This is a genomic window from Deefgea salmonis (assembly GCF_020531905.1).
GTDB classification, from domain to species: Bacteria; Pseudomonadota; Gammaproteobacteria; order Burkholderiales; family Chitinibacteraceae; genus Deefgea; species Deefgea salmonis.
Genome location: NZ_JAJAWG010000007.1, coordinates 144,400 through 166,281, shown reverse-complemented (window position 1 = coordinate 166,281; position 21,882 = coordinate 144,400). Strand labels below are relative to the sequence as shown.

The 21,882-nt window shown below is 49.2% G+C and carries 19 protein-coding genes; 3 read left to right on the top strand and 16 right to left on the bottom strand.

Features of this window, described 5'->3' with window-relative positions:
* Positions 1–67: 67 nt before the first annotated feature.
* The 9 genes from LG219_RS11735 to LG219_RS11700 form a co-directional block, all read right to left on the bottom strand.
* A complete protein-coding gene (locus tag LG219_RS11735; RefSeq protein WP_173533103.1) occupies positions 68–943 on the bottom strand; it encodes a metal ABC transporter permease in 876 nt (291 codons plus the stop codon).
* A gap of 130 nt (positions 944–1,073) precedes the next feature.
* The gene (locus LG219_RS11730) at positions 1,074–1,790 is read right to left on the bottom strand and encodes a metal ABC transporter ATP-binding protein (RefSeq protein ID WP_226764670.1); all 717 of its coding nucleotides are present in this window, start codon (positions 1,788–1,790) and stop codon (positions 1,074–1,076) included.
* A complete protein-coding gene (locus LG219_RS15450) occupies positions 1,787–1,915 on the bottom strand; it encodes a hypothetical protein (RefSeq protein WP_255587982.1) in 129 nt (42 codons plus the stop codon). Before LG219_RS15450 ends, LG219_RS11730 begins: the two co-directional genes overlap by 4 nt.
* Positions 1,916–2,490: 575 nt before the next feature.
* Positions 2,491–4,662 carry a UvrD-helicase domain-containing protein gene (locus LG219_RS11725; protein ID WP_444542519.1) on the bottom strand — a complete coding sequence of 724 codons (2,172 nt, stop codon included), beginning with the start codon at positions 4,660–4,662 and terminating at the stop codon, positions 2,491–2,493.
* A gap of 87 nt (positions 4,663–4,749) precedes the next feature.
* On the bottom strand, positions 4,750–5,067 hold the full coding sequence (locus LG219_RS11720; RefSeq protein WP_173533099.1) for an H-NS histone family protein: 318 nt from the start codon (positions 5,065–5,067) through the stop codon (positions 4,750–4,752).
* A gap of 93 nt (positions 5,068–5,160) precedes the next feature.
* The gene (locus LG219_RS11715; RefSeq protein WP_226764668.1) at positions 5,161–6,489 is read right to left on the bottom strand and encodes a TolC family outer membrane protein; all 1,329 of its coding nucleotides are present in this window, start codon (positions 6,487–6,489) and stop codon (positions 5,161–5,163) included.
* A gap of 129 nt (positions 6,490–6,618) precedes the next feature.
* Entirely contained in the window at positions 6,619–9,684 is a 3,066-nt protein-coding gene (locus LG219_RS11710) for an efflux RND transporter permease subunit (RefSeq protein WP_226764667.1), read from the bottom strand.
* Entirely contained in the window at positions 9,681–10,766 is a 1,086-nt protein-coding gene (locus LG219_RS11705; RefSeq protein WP_226764666.1) for an efflux RND transporter periplasmic adaptor subunit, read from the bottom strand. The genes LG219_RS11710 and LG219_RS11705 overlap by 4 nt, the downstream gene beginning before the upstream one ends.
* Positions 10,756–11,403, bottom strand: coding sequence for a TetR/AcrR family transcriptional regulator (locus LG219_RS11700; RefSeq protein ID WP_226764665.1), 648 nt, complete (start codon positions 11,401–11,403; stop codon positions 10,756–10,758). The genes LG219_RS11705 and LG219_RS11700 overlap by 11 nt, the downstream gene beginning before the upstream one ends.
* Positions 11,404–11,573: 170 nt before the next feature.
* Here LG219_RS11700 and argB point away from each other — a divergent pair, with 170 nt between their 5' ends.
* The 3 genes from argB (at position 11,574) to LG219_RS11685 (ending at position 13,675) form a co-directional block, all read left to right on the top strand.
* A complete protein-coding gene (gene argB, locus LG219_RS11695; protein ID WP_226764664.1) occupies positions 11,574–12,452 on the top strand; it encodes an acetylglutamate kinase in 879 nt (292 codons plus the stop codon).
* A 107-nt stretch (positions 12,453–12,559) separates the two neighbouring features.
* Positions 12,560–12,991: a CBS domain-containing protein gene (locus LG219_RS11690; protein ID WP_226764663.1), complete on the top strand. Its 432-nt coding sequence runs from the start codon at positions 12,560–12,562 to the stop codon at positions 12,989–12,991.
* Positions 12,992–13,054: 63 nt separating this feature from the next.
* Positions 13,055–13,675 (top strand): pyrimidine 5'-nucleotidase, encoded by a 621-nt coding sequence (locus tag LG219_RS11685; RefSeq protein WP_226764662.1) that lies wholly within the window; start codon positions 13,055–13,057, stop codon positions 13,673–13,675.
* Between the two features lie 73 nt (positions 13,676–13,748).
* Here the strand turns inward: LG219_RS11685 and LG219_RS11680 are convergent, their stop codons facing one another.
* The 7 genes from LG219_RS11680 to ttcA form a co-directional block, all read right to left on the bottom strand.
* Positions 13,749–15,641, bottom strand: coding sequence for a potassium transporter Kup (locus tag LG219_RS11680; protein WP_226764661.1), 1,893 nt, complete (start codon positions 15,639–15,641; stop codon positions 13,749–13,751).
* 102 nt (positions 15,642–15,743) lie between these two features.
* Positions 15,744–16,322: a 1,6-anhydro-N-acetylmuramyl-L-alanine amidase AmpD gene (gene ampD, locus LG219_RS11675; protein WP_226764683.1), complete on the bottom strand. Its 579-nt coding sequence runs from the start codon at positions 16,320–16,322 to the stop codon at positions 15,744–15,746.
* Positions 16,323–16,395: 73 nt separating this feature from the next.
* On the bottom strand, positions 16,396–17,763 hold the full coding sequence (locus LG219_RS11670; RefSeq protein WP_226764660.1) for a sigma-54-dependent transcriptional regulator: 1,368 nt from the start codon (positions 17,761–17,763) through the stop codon (positions 16,396–16,398).
* Complete coding sequence (locus tag LG219_RS11665; RefSeq protein ID WP_226764659.1) at positions 17,747–19,333, bottom strand: sensor histidine kinase; 1,587 nt, start codon at positions 19,331–19,333, stop codon at positions 17,747–17,749. Before LG219_RS11665 ends, LG219_RS11670 begins: the two co-directional genes overlap by 17 nt.
* A 51-nt stretch (positions 19,334–19,384) precedes the next feature.
* Positions 19,385–19,879 (bottom strand): RNA pyrophosphohydrolase, encoded by a 495-nt coding sequence (locus LG219_RS11660; RefSeq protein ID WP_173533088.1) that lies wholly within the window; start codon positions 19,877–19,879, stop codon positions 19,385–19,387.
* Between the two features lie 168 nt (positions 19,880–20,047).
* Positions 20,048–20,839, bottom strand: coding sequence for a fused MFS/spermidine synthase (locus tag LG219_RS11655; RefSeq protein ID WP_226764658.1), 792 nt, complete (start codon positions 20,837–20,839; stop codon positions 20,048–20,050).
* Positions 20,836–21,786, bottom strand: a complete 951-nt coding sequence (ttcA, locus tag LG219_RS11650) for a tRNA 2-thiocytidine(32) synthetase TtcA (protein WP_373314870.1) — start codon at positions 21,784–21,786, stop codon at positions 20,836–20,838. Before ttcA ends, LG219_RS11655 begins: the two co-directional genes overlap by 4 nt.
* Positions 21,787–21,882: the final 96 nt, after the last annotated feature.

The following is a 21,882-nucleotide window of genomic DNA, read 5'->3' as shown; positions in this document are numbered from 1 at the left end:
GCACTTAAAATCATCAACACGTAATCAGAACAAAGCCACATCGAGCTTGGCTCGTACTGAATTACCATTAAATCGCATGATGGCGGCGCGCTTTGCGGCGCTGCGCCCACAAACCAAATGGTGCGAAGACTAAAGAAAAACAATACAAGCCGCCCGCCACCAGCACAATCGCCGGCCCCGAAGGCAAATCCCATTGATACGACGCCATCAAGCCAAATAGACACGACGCAAGGGCCACAATCCACGCGGCCACAAACAACATCGACAAACGCTCAGCCCATAAACGCGCCGTTGCTGCGGGCAACATCATCAAGCCCACCGCCATTAAGGTACCCATGGCTTGAAACGCAGCGACAAAATTCAGTACCGCGATGATGACAAAACCAATATGAAACCGCGCCCCATTGCCCGTGGTCGCCGCGATAAAACCTGAATCCGCGCATTCGAGCACAATGCCGCGGTATTCCAGCGCTAGCCAAATCAAGGTAATTGACGCTACGGAGCTCACAATCAATAGCGATGGATCATCAATCGCCAGCACCGAGCCAAATAGCAAATGAATCAAATCAACGCTACTACCCCATTTCGAGACGATCAGTACGCCAATGGCCAAGGCCAGCAAATAGAATCCTGCAAAACTCGCGTCTTCATTGAGCCGCGTTTTACGCGCCGCAAAGCCAGCGGCCAGCGCTACCAACAAGCCAGCAACCAAACCACCGCCCGCTAGCCACGGCAACGATAAGCCGCCGAGCAAAAAACCAATCGCCGCACCGGGCAATACCGCATGGGAGAGTGCGTCGCCAAACAAGGACATCCGCCGCAGTAAGAGCAATACCCCCACTGGCGCACAACCCACTGCCAAAGCCAAGCTACCCACTAAGGCGCGGCGCATAAAAGCAAATTCACCGAGGGCGTTAAATAATTCAATATCGGGAATTAGCATGGCTCGCCCATTTTAAAAGCGACCACAGAGGCGCAGAGACACAGAGAAAAAACAACAGGCACACGAGTCAGGGACTCAAGCTCAGCGCGGGTCTCTGTGCCTCTGTGCCTCTGTGGTGAAAGTTTTTGATTTAACACTCTTGGCACCATGTCGCATCATTGCGCCAATGTTGCGCGCGGCGATTGGCTTCTTGTAGATTTTCCGGCGTTAACACCTCAGCGGTCTCGCCCCACGCCAAAGCCGACTGCGCCAATAATAAAGTTTGCGGATAGTGCGCGCGCACTTGGCTCATATCGTGCAATACGGTAATTTGCGTTTTTCCAGCCCGATGCCAGTCGTCTTGCACTGCCAATAAATTGGCGATGGTTTCGGTATCCACATTGGCAAAAGGCTCGTCGAGCAGCAACACATCGGCGTCTTCAACAATCAAGCGGGCAAAACGGGCGCGTTGCAATTGCCCGCCGGACAAATTACCCATGGGTGATTGAATAAAATCACTCAAACCGACTCGATCCAAGGCCGCATCGGCGCGCAAGCAATCGGCTTTGGATAAACCGCGCCATGCGCCGCGCCGCTGCCATGTTCCTGCTAAGGCCAATTCGCGCACCGTGAGTGGAAACTGTTTGTCCAACGTCGACAGCTGCGCCAAATACGCAATCGCGCCATGCCGATGAATATGCCCTTCATCAGGCTGCTTGACGCCCGCGAGCGCCGCCAAGAGCGTCGACTTACCCGCGCCATTGGGCCCCACCACCGCAGTATGGCTGCCTGCCACAAACCGCCCCGTCAACGCATGCACTGCTGCGCGATCGCGGTAGCATAAAGTTAGGTGTTCAACTTCGATCACGATTGCATCGCCCAAAAAGTAAACGCCCACAACGCGGCCAATAGCGGCGCGATACACAATAATCGCTGCCAACCGGCCATGGCAAAAAAGCCAAATAAATTAAATCGAGACAACAAACGCTTCAAAACACCACTCCACGCAGGCCAAAGTCGCTGCAATTAGCGGCAAGGATATACAAAAAACCGCCCTTGGTGCAAGTCAGTTGCATTTGGAAGGCAAAAAAAATGGCAAATCGCCGCAAGAATCACATCAACCCGAACTCGGCCCAAGTTGGGCTACGTGAGCGCTTGCCGCGATCACGCGTCTAGTTCTAGTTCTAGTTCTAGTTCTAGTTCTAGTTCTAGTTCTAGTTCTAGTTCTGGTTCTGGTTCTGGTTCTAGCAGCGCTATCTCTAGAACAGGCCTTACGCCAAGCAGCGCAGCTTCACGCTGGCATGTTCGATGTTCGATGTTCGATGTTCGATGTTCGATCTGCGGTCTGCGTTGCACCCAACCCAACATCATGCCCAAGGGCGACGCATTGCTGCGCTTTGTTCAACAAACCATTTGATACGCCGAAATATCACTTTCCGCCGTACCAACCGCAGTGCCTGTCATCGCGGCACGCTCGGTCAACGCATCAGGATGAACTTGGCGCATGACGATTTTTAGCGGGTATTGGCAGCTATCACAGACTGAACAATGGCTGCAGCCCAATACCATCAAACGACTTTCAATTTAGCGTAGGCAACCGCCAACCATTTACTGCCATGCTGTGCAAAGTTCACCTGCACATTCCCCGTAGCCCCGCCTTCGTGATCCGTCACCACGCCAAGGCCAAATTTAGGATGCTCCACCTTGCAGCCAATCGCCAAGCCATGCTCGGGCGTGGATTTTTTGGGTGCTGCCACCGGTTTTGCTGTCGCCGCCGCATTAAAACTACTCGGCGCGGCCGAACTATAACTACTGGGCGCATAACCGCGATTTAAATACTTTAATAGCACTTGCGGGATTTCATCCAAAAAGCGACTCGCCACCCCATAGCGCGTTTGCCCATGCAGCATGCGGCTTTGCGCCAAAGTCAGGTATAAACGCTGGCGAGCGCGCGTAATCGCCACATACATTAAGCGCCGTTCTTCTTCGACACTGGCTTGATCTTTACTGCTGTTTTCATGTGGAAACAAGCCTTCTTCAAGGCCAGATAAAAACACCGCGTTAAACTCCAAGCCTTTGGCCGCATGCACCGTCATCAATTGCAAGGCTTCTTCATGCTCACCCGCTTGATGATCGCCCGCCTCTAAACTGGCATGCGATAAAAAGGCGATCAGATTATTTTCATCTTCACTAATAAACGTTGCTGCCGCATTCACCAGTTCTTCCAAGTTGGCGACCCGCTCTTCGCCGTCTTTGTCTTTTTGATAATGCGCCAGCAGTCCAGAAAGCTCTAGCATCACCCGCACCACGTCGGTCATCGCCAAACCGGCAATTTGATTACGCATGGCATCAATGATGCTCACAAACTTGCCCAAGGCTGCCGCGCCACGTCCTGCTGCGCCCATACACGCGGCCTGCCAGAGTGAGCAGCCTTCTAAGCGGGCCTTTTCAACCATCGCCTCTACGCTGCGTGCGCCAATGCCGCGAGTTGGAAAATTAATCACCCGCAGCAAGGCGTTGTCATCGCTGGGATTGGCCATTAAGCGCAAATACGCTAAAGCATGTTTGATTTCTTGGCGCTCAAAAAAGCGTAAACCGCCATACACCCGATAAGCCACGCCAGCAGAAAACAGCGCATGCTCAATAATTCGCGATTGCGCATTACTGCGATACAAAATCGCAATTTCACTCGCCGCCATGCCATCGCGAATTAAAGCTTGCGCTTCTTCAACAATAAATTGTGCTTCTTCAAAATCAGAGCTGGCCTCATAAACCCGAATCAATTCACCAGCACTGGCCTGAGTCCATAATTCTTTTCCCAAGCGCTGGGTATTATGGCTAATCACTGCATTGGCAGCGTCGAGGATATTGCCGTGGCTGCGATAGTTTTGCTCTAAACGAATCACATGTTTGACTAAAAAATCCGATTGAAAATCAATCATATTGCCCACATTCGCACCGCGAAATGCATAAATAGATTGATCATCATCGCCAACCGCAAAAATAGCTGAATTTTGCCCGGCTAATAATTTAAGCCAAGCATATTGCAATCGATTGGTATCTTGAAATTCATCAACTAAAATATGCGCAAAACGCTGTTGGTAATGCGCTCGAATTTCAGGCTTATACGACAACAATTCATAACACCGAAGGAGTAGCTCGGAAAAGTCAGCCACACCTTCTCGATTACATTGTTTTTCATATTCTTCATATGCCAATTTCAATTGGCGAGAATAATCATCCCACGCCTCAACATCAGCAGCACGCCGGCCATTTTCTTTATGGCCATTAATATACTGCTGTACGGTACGCGGAGGATATTGATCGTCATCTAAAGTCAGTAATTTTAATACCCGCTTAATCGCGCTCAATTGCTCTGCTTGATCCAAAATCGCAAACGCTTCGGGCAATCCGGCATCACGGTGATGTAAACGTAACATTCGATTACATAAACCATGAAATGTCCCCACCCATAATCCACGCGGATTGAGTGGCAACATGGCGGTAATTCGCGATAACATTTCTTTGGCTGATTTATTGGTAAATGTCACCGCTAATAAACCCGAAGGGCTTATTTGTCCGGTGGATAATAGCCATGCAATTCGTGAGGTTAATACACTAGTTTTACCGCTCCCTGCTCCAGCTAAAATTAAAGCGTGTTCAGCGGGTAATTCAACCGCAGCCGCTTGCTGGGGATTTAATTTAGCAGTTAAAGCATGGGACATAGCTTGGCTCGACATTAATCAATGGTAAATAATTACAACTTTAGAAATACAAACAGGGCGACCAAGCGCCCTGTTTTAATTACATTATTTAAAAATCAATACTTAGATTTTTAATGTATCCAATGTTGCGCCATTGGCGATTGCATCGTGAACCCATTGTGGTTTACGACCACGACCAGACCAAGTTTGGCTGGCATCTGCTGGATTGATATACGCAGCGGCTGCAGGTGCTTTCTTCGCGCCTTTTTTGCCAGATACTTCACCCAATAATTCAGCAATAGTAAAACCGCTAGCCGCAGCTGCGCTTTGCAATTGGCTCAAAATACGGCTTTTTTCTTGTTCTTTACGACGAACTAATTCACCATCCAGTTGTGCACGTAACTCAACTAATTCTTGGTAACCTAAAGTTGATAAATCCATTTGTTACTCCTCGTATAATGCTATGTTTGATCAATACCAATTGATTATGCGGCCTCAATTCTAATAATTCAAGGCGAATATTGCATTCAATATTTATTGCATCAACCATTGATTTACTGCATACAGTTGTTTTTCGTCTAAATCACCAACAACGGCAGCGAGCTGCAATCGAGTGTAAAGATAGGTATATCGGGCAACAGTTAATGCATAACGCGTATTATAAAGTTTTTGTTCTGCATTCAATACATCGACTGTTGTTCTTACGCCAACATCACGACCTAATTTACTCGAGGCCAATAAACTTTGACTCGACTTTAATACCTGTTCTAAAGCATTAATTTGTGCTGCACCGGCATTAACCCCTAAAAAGGCTTGCGTGGTGGATTGCTCAGTACTGCGCCGAGTGGCTTCTAATGTTTGTTTTTGTTCAGACTCTTTGGCAGCGGCTTCGCGTAATTCAGATGAACGACGACCACCGGTATACAGTGGAATAGACAGCTGTAACGTAATTGCACCTTTACTGGTTTGATCTAAACCGCCAGATCGAGAGATACCGCTCGCCTCCCAATTCTGGCCATAATTCGCCACTAAATTAACTTGCGGGCTGCTTTCAAATCGATATTTATCGACTTCACGCTTGGCAATATCTAATTGCAATAATTGGCTACCAATATTTAAACTGGTATCACTCGATTTTTTCAACCAGACCGAAATATCATTGGGCGCAGCTAAAGTCGGCTCGATATTTTCGCGTAAACGCGCAATCGATTGAGCATTAAGTCCTGTCAGCAATGTAAATGCATTTTGTTTTACGACTAAGTCATTTTTTGCGACCACTTCTTCGGCCAAAATACTGTCATAACTCGCTTGCGCTTCATCGGTGTCGGCAATGGTGGCTACGCCGACTTCAAAAGCTTTTTTAGCAAAAGCCAATTGCTCGCCAATGGCTTTTTTTTCTGCCATCGCTAAAACGACTTTTTCATCGGCAGCCAAAACTTCAAAATACGTTTTTGCCACGCGTAAAATCAGATCTTGTTCAGCCGCTTTAAAAGCCACATCGGCCAATTTAGCTTGGGTTTTTAATTGATCCGCCGAAGCAAATGCATCAACACGATAAATCGGTTGGGTGGCCGTTACACCATAGTTATATCCATGGCCACTTTGATTGGTCGAAACGCTAGAATTGGCATTACCGGGTAAATATTCATTGTCCGAATGCGCTACATTGGCACCGAGTGTCACCGTTGGCAGCAATAAAGATTGGCCCTGCTGCTTTTTTTCGCTCCCCGCAATCTGCGCATACCGTGCGGCAGAAAAACTAGCATCATATTGCTGAGCGGCCCGCCAAGCTGCCAATAAATCAGCGGCAAAACTGGGCGTACTGAACAAAGCCAAGCTCAATATCAATACGTTTTTTTTCATTTTTAATCCAATTATCAATTCGTAAACAGGGTCTGTTAACGCCAGAATTTGCGCCGCGATAGATGCAATCGCACGGCGCAACTCACCAGTACCGCAGTACTAACGTCTTAAGTGCCACTTTGGATGACGCTACGCCGCTTGAGCGGGCTTTAATTTAAACCACGCGGCATACAGCGCAGGTAAAAATAGCAGCGTTAAAATCGTAGCCACAAACAGGCCACCCATAATTGCAATCGCCATCGGGCCCCAAAAGGTATCGCGCGTCAGTGGAATCATCGCCAAAATCGCCGCCAGCGCAGTGAGCATAATCGGTCTAAAACGGCGCACTGCCGAATCAATCACCGCATCCCATGGCGCACTGCCATGATGAATATCTTGCTCAATCTGGTCCATTAAAATCACCGAATTACGCATAATCATTCCCGATAGCGCAATCACCCCCAAGGTAGCAACAAAGCCAAATGGCGCTTGGAATAATAACAAAGCAATCGTTACCCCAATCATCCCCAATGGCGCGGTCAGCAACACCATAATCATTCTTTGAATACTTTGCAGTTGAATCATTAACAACGTCATCACCACAATCAGCATCAAAGGCATCACCGCAGCGATGGATTCTTGCGATATTTTCGACGCTTCCACCGTGCCACCGGCTTCGATATGGTAACCCACCGGTAGTTTGGCTTGAATCTCTTGCATTTTGGGCCACAAAGCATTGGACACATCCGGCGCTTGCGCTTTGCCAATCACATCGGCCCGCACCGTTAACGCGGGGACGCGGTTGCGATGCCAGATAATGCTCTCTTCGCTTTCCAACTTGATTTTTGCCAGCTGCGACAAAGGCACGCTAGGTCCTGATGGCAAAGGAATCGGCAAGTTGGCTAAGTAATCAAGCCGTGTGCGCTCATCGGGTGCTAAACGACTAATGACTTCAATCTGCAAGTTATCTTCACGCAGCGCCGTTGCGGTCACGCCCGAGACGGCCATTTGCAGTGATTGCGCCAATTGCTGCGACGTTAAACCGGCAGCACGCAATTTATCTTGATCCACGTCCAAACGCAGCACTTTAACTTGCTCGCCCCAATCGGTGTGCACTTGGCGCAGGTTTGGGTTCTGCCGCATGACATTGGCAACCTCATTGGCAATCTTTTTCAGCTCGCGTTGATCGGCCCCAATGACGCGAAATTGCACCGGATATCCCACTGGCGGGCCGTTTTCTAAGCGCGTCACTCGACCACGGACATTCGGAAAGTCGTTATCAAATAACTGCTTCACACGCTTATAGACATTCTCGCGCACGTGCTCGTCTTTGGTCATCACCGTTAGCTGGCCAAAGTTTAAGTTCGGCATTTGCTCATCAAGCGGCATGTAATAACGCGGCGAGCCGACGCCAACATAGCTAGTCACGCTGGCGACATCGGGGGCTTGCATCAAAATCGCTTCGATTTTTTTGACTTCTTGCTCGGTGGCGTTAAATGACGCGGTATACGGCAGCCATAAATCCACCATCAATTCTGGCCGACTTGAAGCTGGGAAAAACTGCTTGGGTACGGCAATGGCAAATAAAATCACCGACATCAAAAACGCGCCCAAGGTCAGCGCAATCGTGGTCTTACGCCAAGTAATGCACCACGTCACCCAGCGGCGAAACGCGGTGTAAAACTTGCCACCATGCGCGTCATGCGGATGCTCTTTGAGGTTTTCTGGCAACAAGTGATAGCCCATATACGGCGTAAACAGCACCGCAACAATCCACGACATAATCAATGCAATACCCACCACAGCAAAAATCGAGAAGGTATATTCACCGGCATTCGATTTAGCCAGGCCGACCGGCAAAAACCCCGCTGCGGTAATTAAAGTACCGGTTAGCATTGGAAACGCCGTCGAGCTATAGGCAAAAGTGGCGGCACTAAAGCGATCCCAGCCTTGTTCTAATTTCAACGCCATCATTTCAACTGCAATAATCGCGTCGTCGACCAATAGCCCGAGGGCAATCACTAGCGCCCCCAATGAGATTCGCTGTAATTCCAAATTAAAGATTTTCATGCACAAAAAGGTCAGCGCCAGCACCAGCGGAATCGAAAGGGCCACCACAATCCCCATCCGAAACCCCAGCGCCAAAAAGCTCACCGCTAGCACAATCACCACCGCTTCAAGCAAAGATTTCATAAAGATATGCACCGCTGATTTCACCACAGCGGGCTGATCCGAAACCGCTTGAATCTCAACACCAACCGGTAAATTTTGCTTGGCTTGCTGCAGTACAGCATCAATTTGCTCGCCCATTTTGAGCACATTGCCGCCTTTGCGCATTGAAATACCCAAGCCAATCGCCGGCTGTCCTTGGTAATACATCCGCGTTTCCGCTGGATTGAGTGAAGCGCGATACACCTCGGCCACATCGCTTACGCGAAAGGTTTTGCCATTGACGGTAATCGGCGTGGCTTTAATCGCAGCGATGACGTCAAACTCACCACTGACGCGTAAAAACACCCGCTCGTCACGGCCTTCAACCACACCAGCCGGCGTCACCGTATTGGTCGCGGCCAGCACTTGATTGATTTGCAACGGCGTAATGCCGAGCGTGGCCAGCTTAGCGCTGCGATATTCAACATAGATTTTTTCGTCTTGCGGGGCAATTAACGTGGCTTTATTAATGTCCGGAATCCGCAGCAACTCGGTTCTGACGTTCTCGACGTATTTTTTTAACTCCGCATCGCTAAACCCATCGCGCGTAAAGGCGTACAAACTACCGTAGGTTTCACCAAATTCATCATTAAAAAATGGCCCCACCACGCCAGATGGCATTTTGCCTTTAGCATCATTAATCCGCTTACGGACTTGATACCACGCATCGTTGACTTCTTTGCCACGAATGCTTTCTTTGAGCATCACGGTAATGAGCGCTTCACCCGAGCGAGAATAGCTCTTGGTAAAGTCGATCTCCGGAATGCCTTGCAATGCTTCTTCGAGCTTATCCGTCACTTGCAGCTCAACCTCGGCGGCCGAAGCGCCGGGCCAAAAACTGCGCACCACCATCGCTTTAAAAGTAAACTCAGGGTCTTCTTTTTGCCCCAGCTGGGTATACGCCAGAATGCCAGCTACAGAAAGGATCACCATCAGATACAGCACTAAAGACTGATGGGTGAGCGCCCAAGCGGATAAATTAAACGGCTGCCGTTGCTCGTTCATTGCTGCGCTCCTTGCACTAATGGCAAGACTTTGATTTTTTGCCCTTCACGCAATAAATGCACCCCAGCAGTCACCACGATCGATTTGGCTGGAATACCTTGAATTCGAACTTGCTGACCTTGATGACCCAACACGGTAATGGCTTGGCTATGCACGGTGTTTTTATCATCAACTAACCACACTCGCATCATTTGCTCTTTACCAAACACTGCCGACATCGGTAGCGATATTTCATTGGGTATTGCTTTAGAAGCAAATACCTGACTCACTTGTATCGTCATACCCAGTGCAGCTGTATTTTTTTCTGGCAGCGCGACCTTCACGCGAAAGGTTCGAGTTTTGCTATCAGCCGCAGGCGCGACTTCGCTCACCGTGCCGACCAACGCTCGATCAGCATCGGCCCACAACTGCACCGCCACTTTTTGCCCCGGCTGCCAAGCGTGCACACGATTCTCTGGCACATCAATCACCGCTTCATACTGCCCAGCTTTGGCCAACATCAGCACCGACTGCCCCGCCGAAACCACCGAGCCGGGCTCGGCCAAAGTTTGCGTGATCACGCCATCGCCATCCGCAATTAATTGCGCATAGCTAGACTGATTATTCGCTAAATCAACGTGTGCCTTGGCTTGCTCGCTGAGTTTTTGCGCCGAAATCAGCGCCGTTTGCCGTTTATCGACCTCGGCTTGGCTCACAAAGTTCTGCGCATGCAAATCTTGCGAGCGCTGATAATCGAGCTTGGCTTGCGCTAGCTGAGCTTGCGCTGAAGACAAAGCCGCTCGGGCACCAGTGGCGTTCAGCGTCACATCACCGGCATCCAGTTGCGCCAACACCTGACCTTTTTTCACCGTGTCGCCGACACTCACAGCGCGCGAAATCATTTTGCCGGCAATCCGAAAGCCCATTGGCACTTCATGCTGTGCCTTAACCTCGCCGCTATACACCTCCGCCGCCGCAGGTAAAGCCCCGCCCACCAGCATGGTGCGCACCGGACGAATTTCTTCGACTGGCTTTTGTTCGGATTTGCAACCGGCTAAAACCACCATCGCGACCAGCAGAGGTACTGACCATTTATTGAGCATGAGAAACATCCATAGGACGGGCCAAAAGGCCGGTTAAAAATAAATCCACCGTGCATTGCACATAACGCTGGGCACAAAAATCAGCGGGTAAACAATGTAAGGGGGTGTTTTGCAACAGCATAGCCATCACCATCGGGCTAGATAAAATATGCGCGGCATAGTCGATATCGTTAATGACAAACTCACCACGCGCCACGCCCAGTGTTAGCACGTGACGCAACATTGCCTGACCCGGCGCAGTCACTTCTTCATTGTAAAGTTGCATCACTTCAGGGAAATTGCCCCCTTCAGCAATCATCAACTTGGGCAATGCTGATAGCGATGTGGCGCCCACATTGCGCCACCACAAATGAAATAATTCTTGCAACAAATCCCGCGCACTGCCTTGCCAGTCTTGCAATAGCGTCGCGCCAATCGCTAGCTGCGGTAACAGCAAAGAACGAATCACCGATTTAAAGATTTCTTCTTTATTGGCAAAGTACAAATAAGGCGTGCCACGGGTCACGCCGGCGGCACGGGCAATGTCTTCGATCTTGGTGGCGGCATAGCCTTTTTCGACAAACAAGGCCAAAGCGGCCTCGATAATTTCCTGTGGCCGCGCTTCTTTACGCCGCGACCAACATTTAATAGGGCACATGACATTTCGCTAATAAATGAACGTTCATTTATTATCTACACTCGCGATTTCAACGTCAATCATTCAAAGGTATTCATCTAGTATTTATTTTGCGACACAATCCACCCCCAGATTTCTGACGAATACGGTACAATCGCGGCAATTTAGTCCCGCCTATCCTGGAGACCGCCGTGCCTGAAATAACCCCACAAATCAAAGCCGAAATTCTGTCTGAAGCCCTGCCGTATATTCAGCGTTTCTTAGATAAAACCATCGTGATCAAATACGGTGGCAATGCAATGATTGATGAAGAGCTCAAAAACGGGTTCGCATCGGATGTGGTGTTACTCAAGCTGGTCGGTATGAATCCGGTTGTCGTCCACGGTGGTGGTCCGCAAATTAATGATTTGCTCGATCGCATCGGTAAAAAAGGCGAATTCATCCAAGGCATGCGCGTCACCGATGCCGAAACGATGGATGTGGTTGAAATGGTCTTAGGTGGCCATGTGAATAAAGAAATCGTGTCGCTAATTAATAAACACGGTGGTAAAGCGGTCGGTTTAACCGGGCAAGACGGGCACTTTATCCGCGCCCGTAAAATGATGCTCAAAGACAATATGGGCGAAAACAATATCGACATCGGCCAAGTGGGCGAAATTCAAAGCATCGACCCATCGATTGTGCTGCATTTAGACGCGGCCGACTTTATTCCGGTGATTGCGCCAATTGGCGTCGATGCCACTGGCGAGAGCCTCAATATCAATGCCGACCTAGTCGCTGGCAAATTGGCAGAAGTGCTCAAGGCCGAAAAACTCATCTTAATGACCAATACCCCCGGCGTTTTGGATAAAGAAGGCACACTGCTCACCAAACTGACTGCGCGCCGGATTGATGAGTTGTTTGCCGATGGCACCATCTCTGGCGGCATGTTGCCCAAAATTGCTTCGGCACTGGATGCAGCTAAAAGCGGCGTGAATGCCGTACATATTATTGATGGCCGAGTTAAACATGCCTTACTGCTCGAAGTACTCACCGAGCAAGGCGTTGGCACGATGATTCGAGCCAAATAAACCGGTATAAATACCTCCAAAAGGGCGGCGAAAGTCGCCCTTTTTTCTTGCATGTTAAACCCTGTCAGCTACAGTAAAAACACTGCTTAGCCAAGGGAAAACTAGAAATGACTACCGCTCGTCAAATGCTCGCCGCCAAAAACAAACACGAGACCATCGCAGTCTCGCCGAACGCGACGGTGTATCAAGCCTTACAAATGATGGCTGATGCCAATATCGGTGCCATTTTGGTCATGGAAAACAACAAACTCGTCGGTATTTTCTCGGAACGCGATTACGCACGCAAAGTTGTTTTAATGGGAAAAACCTCATCCAACACCCCGGTTGCAGAAATCATGACGCATAAATTGCTGTGCGTTCCACCGGATGCCACCACCAATCAATGCATGGGCTTAATGACTGAAAAACGCATTCGTCACTTACCGGTACTCGATGGCGATACCGTACTGGGCGTGTTATCAATCGGTGATTTAGTGCATGAAAAAATGGCCGAGCAAGAATTTACCATCGAACAACTTGAGCAATATATTTACAGCTAAACACATTGTTTATCTTGAGTAAACTCGACACAATGGCCGATCTTATCGGCCATTTTCTCTGCTATGCCCCAACCCACTTGGATTTTTGATCTCGACAATACGCTGCATCACGCCAGCCGGCATGCCTTTCCCGTTATCGATTCGGCCATGACCGCTTGGTTACAACGTGAATTGCAACTACAGCCATCGGCCGCCAATCAGCTACGCCAAGATTACTGGCGGCGCTATGGCGCGACTTTATTGGGCTTAATTCGCCACCATCCGCATCTGAACCCGCATCATTTTTTAGCCGCTTGCCACCCATTGCCGCAACTACTGAGCCAAGTGCATCCAATGCCACAGCTTAAATCCACGCTGGCCAGACTGACTGGCGACAAGATTGTATTTACCAATGGGCCCATCGCTTACGCTCAAGCCATGCTGGCAGCACTGAATATCGAACGATATTTCATCGGTATCGCCGCCATCGACACACTCAATCTCACCCCCAAGCCAATACCCAAGGCTTATCACCAAATGCTGCGCCAATTTAAACGCCAAGCCCGCGATTGCATCATGGTTGAAGACAGTATCGACAATCTAATCACCGCCAAAAAATTAGGCATGCAAACAGTCTGGCTGCGTCATGGCAGTAAAAATCATCCCGCAGCCGATCGCTGTATCACACAACTGAAACAGCTATAAAAAAACGCAGCCCGTAGGCTGCGTTGATGTATAGGGCGCTAGCCCTTAATTAATGAGGCCTTGCGTCATATACCTATAGCTCGACCTGCATCCCCATTTCAACCACTCGGTTCGGAGGAATTTTAAAGAAGTTGGTAACCCGCGTGGCATTGCGACTCATCAAACTAAACAAGCGGCGACGCCACCAGCTCATGGATGGATATTTCGCCTCAACAATCGTTTCACGCGATAAGAAGAACGATGTATTCATTTCATCAAACACCAATTCTGGCTGCAACTGCGTCACTTGCTGCAATACTGCGGGCACATTGGGTTCTTCTTTAAACCCAAACGTCGCCACAATTTGATAAAAACTATCCCCCAATCGCCGCACCGTGACCCGCTCTTTGAGTGGCACATAAGGAATATCATTGGTTTGCACCGTCAAGAACACCACCTGCTCGTGCAGCACTTTATTGTGTTTTAAATTATGCAGTAAGGCATGCGGCACCGTATCGGTATTGGCGGTCATAAAGATTGAAACGCCTTCGACACGTTGCGGCGGGTGTGCTTCAAGGTTTTCCACAAAGCCAGTTAATGGCATTTCACCTTCGAGCAACTTGGCTGAAAGCATCTTACGACCCCGCTTCCAAGTCGTCATCAAGATAAAGGCCACCAAACCAATCACCAATGGGAACCAGCCTCCTTCATGGATTTTGAGCGAATTTGACGCAAACAACGCCAAATCGACCACTAAAAATAAGCTTAACATCGCGTATAAGCCATATTTTTTCCAGCCAGCCAAACCACGCCCCAACACCATAAACGCCAGCAAAGTCGTCATCACCATGGTGCACGTCACCGCAAAACCATACGCGGCAGCCAAATTACTCGAGGTTTTAAAGCTAATCACCAGCAAAATCACCGAGGCCAATAAGAACCAATTGATCCCCGGCATATAAATCTGGCCAATTTCACGCTCAGACGTGTGCTGAATATCCATCCTCGGTACAAAGCCAAGCTGAATCGCTTGGCTAGTCACCGAATACGCCCCAGAAATCACCGCCTGCGAAGCAATAATTGATGCGCAAGTGGCCAAGACCACCAAAGGCATCACCATCCACGATGGTGCCATCAAATAAAATGGATTTTTAATCGCTTCTGGCGTGGTTAACAATAAAGCGCCCTGCCCCAAATAATTGAGCATCAATGCCGGTAACACCAAACCAAACCAAGCATAGCGAATTGCCGGACGACCAAAGTGGCCCATATCGGCGTACAAGGCTTCTGCACCGGTCAACGCGAGCACCACCGCGCCAAGTAAAATAAAGGCAATATTTGGACTGGTGATAAAAAAATCAATCGCATATAAAGGGCTAAGCGCTCTTAACACTTCAGGCGCTTGAATAATTTGCGCAATCCCTAAGCCGGCCAACACCAAAAACCACACGATGGTAATCGGACCAAATAACTTGCCCATACTGGCCGTACCGCGTGCTTGAATCCCAAACAACGCCACCATCACCACAATGGCAATCGGAATAATATAAGGATCAAAGGTATGCGAAACCACGCTAATCCCCTCTAGCGCCGAAAGCACTGAAATCGCTGGGGTAATGATGGAATCGCCATAAAACAACGCTGCACCAAATAAACCAATAATGGTGATCCACATCGCCTTGCGAGAACCCGGCGTCGCATTACGCGCCGCCAAGGCCATCAAGGCCAAAATGCCACCTTCACCGCGATTATCCGCACGCATAATAAACATGATGTATTTGGTCGAGACGACGATCATCAGGCTCCAAAAAATCAGCGATAAAACCCCTAAAATATTCGCTGGATTTAAATCCAGAGCCACATGGCCGTTAAAGCATTCTTTCAAAGTGTACAGCGGGCTAGTACCAATATCGCCATAGACCACACCGATTGCACCTACGATCAGTCCGGCTAGCTTTTTTGGATCCTGCGCTTGAGAAGTCGACATGTGTATTTCTATCAAACCAAGTAGAGGATGCGGATTATAGTCCTGTGATACCCAGCAGGGGCATGAATAAACGACAATCGTTGCGGCAACGCAGCATAAACATTAGCTTTGGCTGATGTTGCCAGTTTGGCGTAATTCCAAAATCGTTGCCGACAGCAAATCCCAATAAAAATAAGGGCCAGGATCGGTTTTTCGCCCGGGTGCAATCTCGCTATGCCCGAGCAAAAAAGCCAAAGGATAGTGTCGCTGCAATGCTGCAGCCAGTAAATTTAACGCCGTATATTGCGCAGGCATAAACGGTACAAAGTCCGAGCCTTCCAATTCAATGCCAATCGAAAAATCATTACAGCGCTCACGCGCTTGCCAGCGTGAAACGCCAGCATGCCAAGCGCGCAGCGTACACGGTACAAATTGCAGGATTTCACCACTGCGGCGAATCAAAAAATGCGCCGAGACGCGTAGTTTTGCCAGCTCGGCATAGTCGGCATGATCCATCACATCCAGCGTATTGGTAAATAGCCGCTCAATATCCGGACCAGTAAACTCAAGCGCGCCAGCCGGTAGCGCAGGCAAATGAATATTATGAATCACCAGCATATCGGGCGCTTGCCCCGCTGGGCGCGCATCGCAATTGGGGCTAGGAATGCGCTTGGCCGCATTGCACCAGCCCAATTCATCCATTTCAAAATCAATTTCAAATTGCGGCATTAGATCACTCGATGTGATTGGCGTGGATTCAAACCGCGCAAGCGACTTACTCATCTTGCGTAATCCCTAGTCTTTCTAAGCGATAACGCAAACTGCGAAAAGTCACGCCGAGTAATTTGGCCGCCTGCGTTCGATTAAAGCCGGTTTTATCCAGCGCAGCGATAATGGCGGCTTTTTCTACCCGATCTAGATAATCTTGTAATGGATAGGTGTCGCCCAAATTGGCCGCAACGGCTTCGGCCTTATCGCAAGAGGCGTGCTGCAATTGCAGATCATCAATATCGATCTGCTGGCCATCGGCCAAAGCCATTGCCCGCTCAAGTAGATTTTCTAATTCACGCACATTACCGGGAAAATCATAACGGCATAGCGCATCTTTGGCAGCGGCAGTAAAAGCCAGCACCGGCATACCATGCCGCGCAGCGATGTCTTCGACTAAAAACTGGGCGATTAATAAGACATCGTTGCCCATTTCGCGCAGCGCCGGCATTTTTAGCTCGATCACATTCAGTCGATAATACAAATCTTGCCGAAAACGCCCAGCCTCAACGCAGCGCGAGAGATTTTGATGCGTTGCCGAAATAATCCGCACATCCACGTCTTCTTCTTGCACCCCGCCCACTTTACGCACTTTGCGCTCTTGAATGGCGCGCAGCAGTTTCACTTGCATCAGCAAGGGTAAATCGGCGACTTCATCCAAAAATAACGTACCGCCATGCGCGGCTTGAAAAAAGCCATCACGGTCTTCCATCGCGCCGGTAAACGCGCCTTTGCGGTAGCCAAAAAACTCACTTTCCATCAAATTCTCTGGAATCGCCCCACAGTTCACCGCAATAAATGGCTGATCCACTCGGCTTGAACAGCTATGAATCGTTCGCGCTGCCCGCTCTTTACCAGAGCCAGATTCTCCAGTGACATACACTGGCGCTTGATTGCGCGCTAGTTTTTCGATTAACACCAAAGCGTGTTGCAATGCCGGCGAATCGCCCAACAGCGGACGATCTCGACGCGCCGCTTTCACCGCTGGCGTGGCTTCGATTTTAAGTGCTGATTTAACTAAAGCGCGCAACTGCTCTAGCGCCACCGGCTTGGCCAAATAATCAAACGCACCGGCTTTGAGTGCCGCAACGGCGTTCTCGGTATTGCCATACGCGGTAATCACCGCAATCGGTAAATCTAAACCTTTACTTTGAATATACCGAACCAAGTCCAAGCCTTCACCATCGGGCATGCGCATATCGGACAAACACAAATCAAAATGCTGGCGATCAATCAAGGCTTTCGCGGCGATCACCCCATTGGCGGTTTCAACCGCCAGCCCCATTTTGAGCAAAGTTAATTCAAGTAAATCGGCCAAATCCGGCTCATCATCCACCACCAGAACTCGGGGTAATACTTTAGATTTTTTCGCCATCGGTATATCCAAATAAAATTCGAAAACAAGCCCCGCCATCAGGCGGCGATTGATATTCCAGCAAAGCGGCATTGGCCGCGCAAATTTCCCGCGCAATATACAAACCCAAACCGGTACCTTTACTTTCGGTGGTAAAAAACGGTTCGAACAGCTGGCTTTGCGCGTCGCTTGGCACGGGCGGGCCATCGTTGGTCACACTGAGCATCCACGCGGAGCGAAAAACACTCACTGAAAAACGCAGGCTATGATCTTGCTTTAAACAATAGCGCCAGCCATTACGCGATAAATTCCACAGCACTTGATGCAAATGCCCCACATCAAACCGCACCATCGCCTGAGGCGGACAAACCACCGCCAATTGAACTGGGATTTTTTCTTGCTGCCGAAACTCATCGACAAAATTAGCCAGCCAATCGGCCAAATGAATATCGATGCGCTCGACTCGATCACGACGATTGAGCTCTAAAACGTCTTTCACCATTCGCTCAAGGCGCAGGCTGTTGTCGTTAATAATTCGCGTCAGTTTTTGCAATAAGGGATCGTCACTCGCCTCTTCGCGCATCAACTCAGCAGCATGGCTGATCGCCCCTAATGGATTGCGGATTTCATGCGCTAAATTGGCCGTTAAACGCCCGAGCGCTGCGAGTTTTAATTGCTGTGATTCACGGCGCAAGCGCGCCATATCTTCAAGATAAATCAGCACATTCCCGCTCGAATCCTGCGTCAACGAGACAAAGCGCGCGCGCAAAGTATTGCGTCCACCCGCCGTTTGCACTAATTCACTATTGCCCAGCTCAGGAAACTCGCGCCAGCGCTGTAAAGGCCCAGCCAGCTCGGGGAAATCCGCCGCTAAAGGCCCACCTAAATCAGCCCGCACCCCGGTCACACGAACCGCTTGCTCATTAAATTGTTGAATTAAATTTTGATGATCGACCACCAATACGCCATCTGAAACATCTTGCAAAATCCGCGTATTGAGCTGGCCTAAATTGGCAATATCCACACTGCGTCGTTCCGCCAATTCACGGTTCTCTTCGGCATAACGAGAGAGGCGGTATGCCAGCCAAGCCACCGCAAATGAAGCGATACAGAGAAATACCGTCGACATTGGTATGGTAGATTCTAAATCACCGTGAATCGCGCTCCACAGCATTTCGCACAACAAAGCAATGCTGGCAATCGCGGCATGAAAAATCGTCATTCGCCCACGTGCAATCAAACCGGCACCGGCTAAATAAGGTAATAATAAAATCCCAAATCCGCTTTTAATCCCCCCACCCAGATGCATCAACGTGACAATAAAAATCACATCAATCAACACATGAATCGACAATTGCACGTCAAAACGCGGCCATTTTTTGGCAATACCAAAGGCAAAAACAATCCCGCACAAGGTATAAAACCCTAAAATCCAAATCACCACCCAAAAATGATCCCGCTCCAGCAAGCTCTCGCCGGTGAGCAAAAACGCGCCCACCATCAAGCCAATCACGATTAATAGCCGGAAAATATTAAAAAGGGAGAGCGATTGCCATAGATGCTCACTCGATGAGCGATTGAAATCGGGCATAAAATCCAAATAAAAAAACGGGCGACCCAAGCCGCCCGTTCTAATGCTGTTTTAGTTGACGACAGATGGCGGATGTTGACCAATCAATCGCGCTAACTCACCCAAAGCCGCTTCATACACGCCACGTTTGAAATCAATCACCGCCTCAAGCGGCGACCAATATTCATTCCAGCGCCATGCATCAAACTCAGGATGCGTGGTTTTACGCAAGCAAACGTCAGAATCCTTCCCGACTAGCCTGAGCATAAACCAAATTTGTTTTTGTCCTCTGTAAGTCCCGCGCCATTCACGGCGCACCCAATTGGTCGGCACATCATATTTCATCCAGTCCCGCGTGCGGCCCACAATTTCTACATGCTCCGGCAGCAAGCCAACTTCTTCAGCCAACTCTCGAAACATCGCCTGCTCAGGAGTCTCCCCCTGCTTAATGCCGCCTTGCGGAAACTGCCACGAATGCTCTCGCACGCGTTTCCCCCAAAACACTTGGTTCTGTTGATTAATGATAATGATGCCGACGTTTGGCCGATAGCCGTCACGATCGAGCATAAGTACGACCTATTTAAGATTTCGTTGATTACCCTGATTTTTTCACATTCGCGAGCACTTGAAAACCTTTATTAACGCGGGGAGTGGGGAGTAGGGAATCGGGAGAGAAGAAAACCTTTCATTTCTGCTTTTACTCCCTACTCCCTCACTCCCAACTCCCCGCCTTCATCAGATAAACAAACGTCGATCGTTATGTGGATTCATCCGCGCCAAATCACTAACAAACTCATTAAATTCAAGACCATACTCAGCTTCGAGTTTTTTGGCTTTATCAGCCAATCGCTCCCACTGCGGATTGTTTTGTCCCCGCATAAAAGCAAAAGCGATCACATTGCCTTTTTGCCGTGCTGGCAAGCAAATCAATCGACCTTCAAACACTTCGGACAATTGTGCGCAATACTGCTCAAAACGGCGATCAATACTCCATAGATTCACCGCCAAAACGCCGTTATCAGTCAGCTTATGTTTGCACGCGGTAAAAAAATCGGTACTGGCCAATGGTGCAGCGATGCCGGTTGCCGAATACGCATCCATCATAATCATGTCGACCGATTCATCCGCCATATTGTAAACATGCGCCGCGCCATCGCCGGTAATCACCTCCAAACGCGCATCGTCTGGCGGCAAAAAAAACATCGAACGCGCCACATTCACCACCTGCTGAAATAGCTCAACGCACGTCAAATGCGTCGTCGGCAAATACTCATGCACCCATTTGGCAATCGAGCCGCCGCCCAAGCCAATCAACAGCATTTTTTGCGGTGGCTCTAAAAACAATAAACTGCCAAATACGCAGCGCGAATACGCCAGCAGCAATTCATTGGGCGCATTGATTTTCATCGCACTTTGCGTGTCATCACTACCAAAATGCAGCTTACGAACACCGCCCTCTTCAGAGACATCGATCATCAGCTCATCATCAAAATTTTTCGGGCGACGCCGAGTACGCGATAACATCATGACGCATCTCCACACGCGCTCGCTGCTGGCTTACTCGACAAAATCGAAATTCGGCTTGGATCAGTAAACGTTTCGCGATCAAACGCTTTATCACCATCGGCGCGTGGCGTGCCATCGGCCTTGGCATTCACAAAATCATACCGCTTCGGATCCGCCAAATGCGATGGCACAATATTGCACATCGCGGTAAACATCGTTTCCAAACGCCCCGGAAAACGTCGATCCCAATCACGCAACATATCGCCAATCACTTGCCGCTGTAAATTGGGCTGCGAGCCGCATAAATTACACGGAATAATCGGAAATTCACGCGCTGCGCTGTATTTTTCAATGTCTTTTTCACGGCAATACGCCAACGGGCGAATCACCATATGCTTGCCATCGTCCGACACCAATTTGGGCGGCATGCCTTTGAGCTTGCCACCGTAAAACATATTCAAAAACAGCGTTTCTAAAATGTCATCCCGATGATGGCCCAGCGCAATCTTGGTCGCACCCAATTCATCGGCCACGCGGTACAAAATGCCACGACGCAAACGGCTACACAAACCACAGGTGGTTTTGCCCTCTTCGATCACTCGCGTCACAATCGAATACGTATCTTCTTCGATAATTCGATGTTCAACGCCGATTTCGGCCAGATACGTCGGCAAAATATGCTCAGGAAAACCCGGTTGTTTTTGGTCCAGATTTACCGCAACAATCGAAAAATCAATCGGCGCTGATTTTTGCAAACTCAGCAAAATATCCAGCATGGTGTAACTGTCCTTACCGCCCGACAAACACACCATCACCCGATCACCATCTTCGATCATATTAAAATCGTTAATCGCGTCGCCCACGTTATGGCGCAAGCGTTTCACCAACTTATTGAAATTATATTTCTGCTTTTGTTCCGCCTCAGTCAGTTGCGGTTTTTCTTGCGCTTGTTCGGTCATTGCGTTCATAGAATAAATACGGGACGCCCAAAGGACGCCCCGCTATAGGTAATTGAATTGGCAGTGATTTTACCTGAAAAACCCCTACACGTACGCACAAAGCCA

Coding starts and splice junctions, on each gene's coding strand:
- LG219_RS11725 (WP_444542519.1), bottom strand. CDS start 4,662: ATGTCGAGCCAAGCTATGTCCCATGCTTTAACTGCTAAATTAAATCCC.
- LG219_RS11655 (WP_226764658.1), bottom strand. CDS start 20,839: ATGATGTTATCGCGTACTCGGCGTCGCCCGAAAAATTTTGATGATGAG.
- LG219_RS11715 (WP_226764668.1), bottom strand. CDS start 6,489: ATGAAAAAAAACGTATTGATATTGAGCTTGGCTTTGTTCAGTACGCCC.
- LG219_RS11660 (WP_173533088.1), bottom strand. CDS start 19,879: ATGCTCGATCGTGACGGCTATCGGCCAAACGTCGGCATCATTATCATT.
- LG219_RS11710 (WP_226764667.1), bottom strand. CDS start 9,684: ATGAACGAGCAACGGCAGCCGTTTAATTTATCCGCTTGGGCGCTCACC.
- LG219_RS11670 (WP_226764660.1), bottom strand. CDS start 17,763: ATGGCGAAAAAATCTAAAGTATTACCCCGAGTTCTGGTGGTGGATGAT.
- LG219_RS11665 (WP_226764659.1), bottom strand. CDS start 19,333: ATGCCCGATTTCAATCGCTCATCGAGTGAGCATCTATGGCAATCGCTC.
- LG219_RS11685 (WP_226764662.1), top strand. CDS start 13,055: ATGCCCCAACCCACTTGGATTTTTGATCTCGACAATACGCTGCATCAC.
- ampD (WP_226764683.1), bottom strand. CDS start 16,322: ATGGATGAATTGGGCTGGTGCAATGCGGCCAAGCGCATTCCTAGCCCC.
- LG219_RS11735 (WP_173533103.1), bottom strand. CDS start 943: ATGCTAATTCCCGATATTGAATTATTTAACGCCCTCGGTGAATTTGCT.
- LG219_RS11690 (WP_226764663.1), top strand. CDS start 12,560: ATGACTACCGCTCGTCAAATGCTCGCCGCCAAAAACAAACACGAGACC.
- ttcA (WP_373314870.1), bottom strand. CDS start 21,786: ATGAACGCAATGACCGAACAAGCGCAAGAAAAACCGCAACTGACTGAG.
- LG219_RS11700 (WP_226764665.1), bottom strand. CDS start 11,403: ATGTGCCCTATTAAATGTTGGTCGCGGCGTAAAGAAGCGCGGCCACAG.
- LG219_RS11680 (WP_226764661.1), bottom strand. CDS start 15,641: ATGTCGACTTCTCAAGCGCAGGATCCAAAAAAGCTAGCCGGACTGATC.
- LG219_RS11720 (WP_173533099.1), bottom strand. CDS start 5,067: ATGGATTTATCAACTTTAGGTTACCAAGAATTAGTTGAGTTACGTGCA.
- LG219_RS11705 (WP_226764666.1), bottom strand. CDS start 10,766: ATGCTCAATAAATGGTCAGTACCTCTGCTGGTCGCGATGGTGGTTTTA.